Here is a 7,339-nt window from a genome sequence, read left to right on the forward strand (position 1 = left end):
CTTTAGGTTTTTAGTAACCGTTCAGCCACAGAGGCACAGAGTTCACAGAGAATTAGAGAAATTAGCCACAAATGGACACGAATTAACCTGTGACATTCGATAAATGTAGTGCGAACCTTTAGGTTCGGTTTCCTGCTTGCCAGAAGCGAGGCTAACGTCTCGCACTACAAATCTTTTTATTATTCGTGTTCATTCGTGGTTATATATTCCCTCTGTGTTCTCTGTGACTCTGTGGCTATATCCCTGAACGGTTACGAATTCATTTTATCCCTTTTTCTTCCAATTTTCAATTACTTTTTGTTTCGTGCCTTTTCTTCAGCTAAAACCTTTAAGAAGACATTTACTATTTTCGGGTCAAATTGTCTACCGGAACATCGTTTTAATTCGACAATGGCGTCTTCTTCAGACAATGCTTTACGGTAAGGTCTATCCGAAATCATTGCCTCATAGGCATCTGTAACTTCAATAATTCGAGCCTCTAAAGAAATTTCATCCCCAGCTAATCCATCTGGATATCCCGCACCATCTATTCGTTCATGATGTTGTCTAACCGCAGGTAATATATCCCACGGGAAACTAATTGGGGATAAAATTTTAACACTAAGTAAAGGATGGTTTTTAATGGTTTCAAATTCATCCCTGGTTAATCCCCCTGGTTTATGGAGAATATTTTCGCTAACACCAATTTTACCAACATCATGAAGCAAAGCCGCGATATAGATATTTTCCAGTTTTGACTCTGATACACCTAATTTCTGGGCAACTGACACGGCAAATTGAGCTACTCGGTCACAATGGCCACGAGTATAGGCATCTTTGGCATCAATTGCCTCGGCTAATGATTTAGTAGTGTTAAGCAGACCTTCTTTAACTGTTTTAAAAAGTGAGGCATTTTCTATGGCAATGGCTGATTGGCTGGCTAAAGTAATAAGTATTTCTTTTTCTTCTTCCGTATAGTGATAAGGTTTTTGTGAATAAATAGTAATTACCCCTAAAATCTTATCTTTAACCATTAAAGGGGCTGATAAAAATGCGGCAATTCCTTCTTTTAAGGCATATTCTGGATTTTTGATTCGAGCATCAGTCTTTATGTTCGAAACAGATATTGGTTTTTTATCCTTAATTACCGCATTTTCAATACTGGCATCAACCTCAATCTCACCTTTTTTTAGATATGAATTTGATAAACCTATAGAGGCAGACAAGATTAATTTTTGTTTAGCCAGAAGTTTAATTGAACACATCCTGGTATGCATAGTTCTTGAGGTCGCTTCAACAATTAATTTTAACACCTCATTAATATTTAATGTCGAGACTACGGCTTTAGTAATATCAGAAAGAACAGATAACTGGGCAATTTTTTGTTCCATTGCCTTGTATAATTTAACATCTTTAATGGCAATAGTCGCTTGATTGGCAAGACCATCTAAAACTATGACATCATCATCAGTGAAATTTTCACCACTTTTTCTTTTTAACATAAATACACCAATGAGCATTTCTCTTATTTTTAATGGAACAGCAATACAGCTGGTTATTTCTTCTGATTGAAGGTATTTCTCGAATTTTGGTTTATTCATTCCCAGATAGACTAAGAGGGGTTTTTTATGTTTTGCTACCCACCCAGCCAGACCTACACCAATTTTTATTCTACTTTGTTCAAAATGCTTATGTCCGGCATTATGAATAGCCTCACCAACTAATTCATCTTTTTCTTCGTCTATTAAATAAATAATCGCCGTATCTGCTTCTAACATAGATGCCGCGGTATTAATAATTAAATGAGAGAGTTTTTCTAAATCTAAGGTAGATGCGATTGCTTTACCAATGTGAGATAGCGTGGCTAATTCAGCAATTTTGTGTTTTAAATCATGTTTTTGAAGGCAAAGGTGTGAAATGGTATTTGCAATTGAAGATATCAGGTCTGAAGCCATATATATTTTTTCTTGCGGGAATTCTTTGATATTTTTGAACGCGGTTAATAGTTCTTTGGGATTAAGATTCAACTTTTCAGCAAGCCGTTTTATCTTTAAAGAATCTACCGGGGCTAAAATCCTGGTGCCTTCTATTCCAATGGAACCTATATAGACATCTTTAAGAATTATCGGGGCAACAAAATGACAAAGTCCAGCATCACAAAGATATATCTTCGAACCATTATCCCGGGTAAAGGTTTCTTTTTCTATCTTTGCGTCAAATTCCTGGCACATCAAGGCTCCTTGTGGAGTGCATCTAATCAACTGACAAAAATTATTTAAGCCGGTTGTTTTAACCACAGGAATTCCATCTTTATCGACAATTATAGTAGGCATATCGATTGCCTTAGCAAAATTGTCCTGAATTTGTTGTAGAATTTCTGGTTCGACTAATTCATTTAATTTTAATGTTTTTACAGCCATTATTTATTCTCCTTTCTCAATTTTGGATTTTCGTAAGCGTTCAGCCACAGAGGCACAGAGTTCACAGAGAATTAAGGGAATTAGCCACAAATGGATGACATCCCATAAATGTAGTGCGAACCTTTAAGTTCGCCTTTTGGCTTGCCAGAAGCGAAGCTAACGCCTCGCACTACAAATCTTTTTGTATTTGTGTTCATTCGTGGTTATATATTCCCTCTGTGTTCTCTGTGACTCTGTGGCTATATCCTGAATGGTTACGGATTTTCGATAATTATAATGCCCGATAGCCTATATCTTTTCGATAATAAATTCCATCAAAATTAATCTTATCACAGGCTAAATAAGCCTTTTCTTTTGCCTGTTTAATATCATTTCCGTAAGCGGTTATTCCAAGCACCCGACCGCCTGAGGTAAGTATTTTATTATCTTTTTGGATAGTCCCGGCGTGAAATATCATTATATCTTTTTCAACCTTGTCAAGTCCAGAGATTTCTAATCCTTTTTTATAAGCCCCAGGATAACCTGCGGATGCCAGAACAACACATAAAGTCGCCCGATTATCCCATTCGATATTTATTTCAGCCAGATTGCCTTCAAGACAAGCTTTTATAATTGTAATTAAATCTGTTTTCAATCTTGGCAAGACGACTTGAGTTTCCGGGTCGCCAAATCTACAATTGTATTCTAATACCATAGGTTTGCCAGCGGTAATAATCAATCCTGAATAAAGGACACCGATATATTTTCTTTCTTCCTTTGCCAGTCCTTGAATAGTGGGGGTTAGGATTTTATTTTGAATTTCATCCATCATTTCTTTAGTAATAATTGGTGCCGGCGAATATGCACCCATACCACCAGTATTAGGTCCTTTATCTCCATCAAATATGGCTTTATGGTCTTGAGATGAAACCATTGGAATGACTGTTTTACCATCACTAAAGGTTAAAATAGAGGCTTCTTCACCAGTGAGAAATTCCTCGATAACGATTTTATTTCCTGCATCTCCGAAGATTTTATCCTCCATCGTTTTTTTAATCGTTTCAATTGCCTCATCTACGGTTGGACAAATAGAAACTCCTTTGCCTGCGGCTAATCCATCTGCTTTGATAACAATGGGAGCGCCCTTTGACTGGACATATTTTATTGCCTCTTGCGAATCACTAAATATCTCAAATGCGGCAGTTGGGATATTATGTCTTTTCATAAATTCTTTAGCAAAGACCTTACTTCCTTCAATTAACGATGCCTTTTTTGTTGGACCAAAAGGAGTTAATTCAAGTTCTTTAAAGTAATCTATTATACCTTCTGATAGAGGCATTTCAGGACCAACTACGGTTAAATCAATTAATTCTTTTTTTACAAAATCAGCTAATTTAGCAAAATAATCAGATGAACCTATTTCAATAGGGACATTCGTGGCAATTTGGGAAATGCCCGCATTGCCAGGGGCACAATAAATTTTATCCACCTGACTGCTTTGCTTAAGTTTCCAGCATAAGGTATGTTCTCGTCCTCCTGAGCCAATAACTAAAATCTTCATAACATTAATTATAACCTATTTAATAAAATTAGTCAATAAATTTATTGACATAAAGATTATTTGGTGGTAAAATATTAATCATCTGGAGATTAGCGATGTATGATATTTTAATTAAAAATGGCCAGGTTGTAGATGGTTTTAATGTCCCTTCATTTAAGGCAGATATTGGGATTAAGGATGAGCGAATCGTGGCTATTGGTAATTTACGCTCAGGCTCATCACAAACAAAACTTATTGAGGCAAAAGATAAAGTTGTTTGTCCTGGGTTTATTGATATTCATTCCCATTCTGATTTTACCATTCTGGTTAATCCAAAGGCAGAGAGTAAAGTTCGACAGGGGGTTACAACTGAGGTATGCGGTAATTGTGGTTTTTCGGCCGCTCCACAATATAATCAATCAAAGGAAAGAATTAAAAAGATTTGTGAAGAATTTGAGATAAATTATCAATGGAGTTCTCTAAAAGAATATCTTGAGATACTTAAGGAAATGGGGATTGGAGTAAATTTTGTGCCACTCATTGGACAGGGGAATATTCGGGCATCAATTGTGGGTTATGAGAATAGACGGCCAACGCTAAAAGAAGTAGAGAAGATGAAGAAACTTATTTCTAAATGTATGGAAGAAGGTGCCTTTGGATTGTCAACAGGGTTGATTTACCCGCCCGGTTGTTTTACTCAAACAGATGAATTAATTGAAATATGTAAAACCGTTGCAGAATCTGGAGGGATGTATGTCAGTCATTTGCGGAGTGAAGGGGATAGGTTAGAAGAAGCAGTTCAAGAGGCAATAGATATTGGTGGTATGGCTGGTGTTTTAAAGGTGCATATTTCTCATCTTAAAACTGCTGGTCGGGCAAATTGGAATAAATTAGACTCAGTATTTGCAGAGATTGAAAAAACAAGGGAATTAGGTTTAAGTGTAACCTGCGATAGATACCCTTATACTGCCGCCAGCACAGACCTGGATGTTATTCTGCCATCCTGGGCTTATGAAGGTGGAATGGAAAAAGAACTTGAAAGACTTAAAGACGAACAAACACGCAATAAAATCTCTAAACAAATATTAAATCAACAGCCTGATTTTGACTCAATTATGATTTCTGCGGTGAAAACTCAGGCGAATAAATGGATGGAGGGTAAAAGAATTTCAGAAATTGCCCAAACAAAAAAAATCTCAAATCCAATTGACTTGATATTTTTACTTTTAATCGAAGAGGAAGGAAAGGTAGAGGTAATACTTTTTGATATGAGTGAGGATAATCTGAAAAAAATATTAAAAAAAACATACACAATGATAGGTTCAGACGCATCCGCCCGAGCAGATTATGGGATGTTATCTACAACAAGACCTCATCCAAGGGCTTTTGGAACATTTCCCCGAACTCTGGCTAAGTATGTCTATGAAGAAAAGGTTTTATCTCTGGAGGAAGCAATTTATAAAATGACTTATCAACCTGCATATCTACTTGGCATTAAAAACCGCGGCAGGCTAAAAGAAGGTAATTTTGCAGACATTGTTGTATTTAATCCAGAAAAGATAAAGGATTTAGCTACCTTTGAATCACCACTTCGCTATCCTGGGGGTATTGAATATGTTATTATCAATGGTCAAATAGTTATTGAACAAGGAAATCATACCAGCACCTTATCTGGCAAAGTCATTCGTAAAGGTCAGTAATTCTAAGTAACCGTTCAGGGATATAGCCACAGAGTCACAGAGAACACAGAGGGAATATATAACTACGAATGAACACGAATAATAAAAAGATTTGTAGTGCGAGGCTTTAGCCTCGCTTCTGGCAAGCAGGAAAGCGAACCTAAAGGTTCGTATGTGTTTAGCGTGACGATATTTTTTCCCGACGCTGAAAGCGTCAAACTTCACATAACCGTAGATGCAATCTACGGAAGAAACACATACATGCACTCTGCGACCCTGAAAGGGTCGAATTTTATCCCTCGTTTAAAATTCAACCCTTTCAGGGTTGAGAGACATCGTAGATGTCCATTTCTGGCTAATTTCTCTAATTCTCTGTGAACTCTGTGCCTCTGTGGCTGAACGGTTACAATTTTTCTTAAGTCAGTGCCGTTGGGTTAGGGGTGTGTTTTTCTCTGCGAACTCTTTTGTCTCTGCGGTGAACAGTTACAAAACTTTGAAGGAAGAGGCTGAGAAGTGGTATAGAGAGCGCAACGCCAAACATAAAAATGTCATAGAGCGCTATATTTTTCCCTGAAAAGATTAATGGAGGTGTTATAAATGCAAATAGAGGTAAAAAATGCAGTTATTGGCGGAAGCAAGGCATATACATTACTTAATGAGGGAAAAGTAGTTGGTGAGAGGGTAGGGGAGATACAAACCCCTTTTGGTAAGAGTCAACCTATATTTTTAGTCAAAGATAAAGATATTGAGTTTTTATTTTTGACAAGGCATGGCGAGAAAAGTTATGAATTAAATGCCTCATCGGTAAATTACCAGGCAAATATTTATGCCTTAAAAGAATTAGGCGTTGAACGAATTTTAGCCTGGAGTGGACCCGGGGCCATAAATGAAGATTTAAAACCAGGACAATATTTACTACCAGATGATTTAATTGATGAAACTAAAAGTAGAGTATTAAGTTTTTATAGCAAAAATAGCGGCATTGGATTTATCCGCTCAAGTCCTGTTTTCTGCCCTCAGTTAAGCAATGAAATGGAAGTACTTTTAAATGAACTTGGATTTAAGGGTAACAAGGGAGGAGTTTATGTTTGCACGGAAGGTCCTCGACTTGAAACTAAGGCTGAAATTAAAAAGTTTAAACTATTAGGTGCTGATGTCGTAGGAATGACACTTATTCCAGAAGTATTTTTAGCCCGAGAACTTGAAATGTGCTATGTAGCCTTATGTTATATTACTAATTATGCCGAAGGAATAAAAGAAAAAAAAGGTTATAAAAAGGCAACACTCTTTGATGGATTGATAACTAAAGAGGTGATGAAAAAGGTAGATAAAGCCGTTCAAAAATTTCCTGAAATTATTAAAGAATTTTATAAAAGTTTATTATTTAAAGATAGAAATTGCAATTGCAATCAATTAATGGCAAGATATAAAGAGAGGATAGGAAACAATTGGCATAATTGGATTCCGTGTAACCGTTCAGGTAGTCCTTTACCGCAGAGACGCAGAGGAACAGAGAAGACATAGAAATAAATCAGATAACAGAAAAGATTATTGGTGCAGACATAGAAATACTTATGACCTGCTTGCCGAATATTCAGCAGGCAAACCAGCGTCCATAGATTTTAATTTTTTTCTCTGCGTCTCTGTGTCTGTTATGTAAAGTGTCAAGCTTTTTTTTATTTTTTTACTTAAGAAAAGACTCTACGACTTATCTCTATAACTCTACACCTTATTTTTGTTTT

At 36.4% G+C, this 7,339-nt stretch carries 4 protein-coding genes; 2 read left to right on the plus strand and 2 right to left on the minus strand.

Annotated elements, in window-relative coordinates; translation table 11 throughout:
• Window positions 1–290: 290 nt before the first annotated feature.
• Window positions 291–2,399, minus strand: coding sequence for an HD domain-containing phosphohydrolase (locus tag AB1414_12295; GenBank protein MEW6608203.1), 2,109 nt, complete (start codon window positions 2,397–2,399; stop codon window positions 291–293).
• A gap of 271 nt (window positions 2,400–2,670) precedes the next feature.
• Window positions 2,671–3,939 (minus strand): phosphoribosylamine--glycine ligase, encoded by a 1,269-nt coding sequence (gene purD, locus AB1414_12300; protein MEW6608204.1) that lies wholly within the window; start codon window positions 3,937–3,939, stop codon window positions 2,671–2,673.
• A 95-nt stretch (window positions 3,940–4,034) separates the two neighbouring features.
• Here purD and AB1414_12305 point away from each other — a divergent pair, with 95 nt between their 5' ends.
• The gene (locus AB1414_12305; protein ID MEW6608205.1) at window positions 4,035–5,618 is read left to right on the plus strand and encodes a D-aminoacylase; all 1,584 of its coding nucleotides are present in this window, start codon (window positions 4,035–4,037) and stop codon (window positions 5,616–5,618) included.
• Between the two features lie 576 nt (window positions 5,619–6,194).
• Entirely contained in the window at window positions 6,195–7,121 is a 927-nt protein-coding gene (locus tag AB1414_12310) for an MTAP family purine nucleoside phosphorylase (protein ID MEW6608206.1), read from the plus strand.
• The last annotated feature ends 218 nt before the right edge of the window (window positions 7,122–7,339 follow it).

This window comes from bacterium, assembly GCA_040755795.1.
In the GTDB taxonomy this organism is placed as follows: Bacteria; UBA9089; CG2-30-40-21; order CG2-30-40-21; family SBAY01; genus JBFLXS01.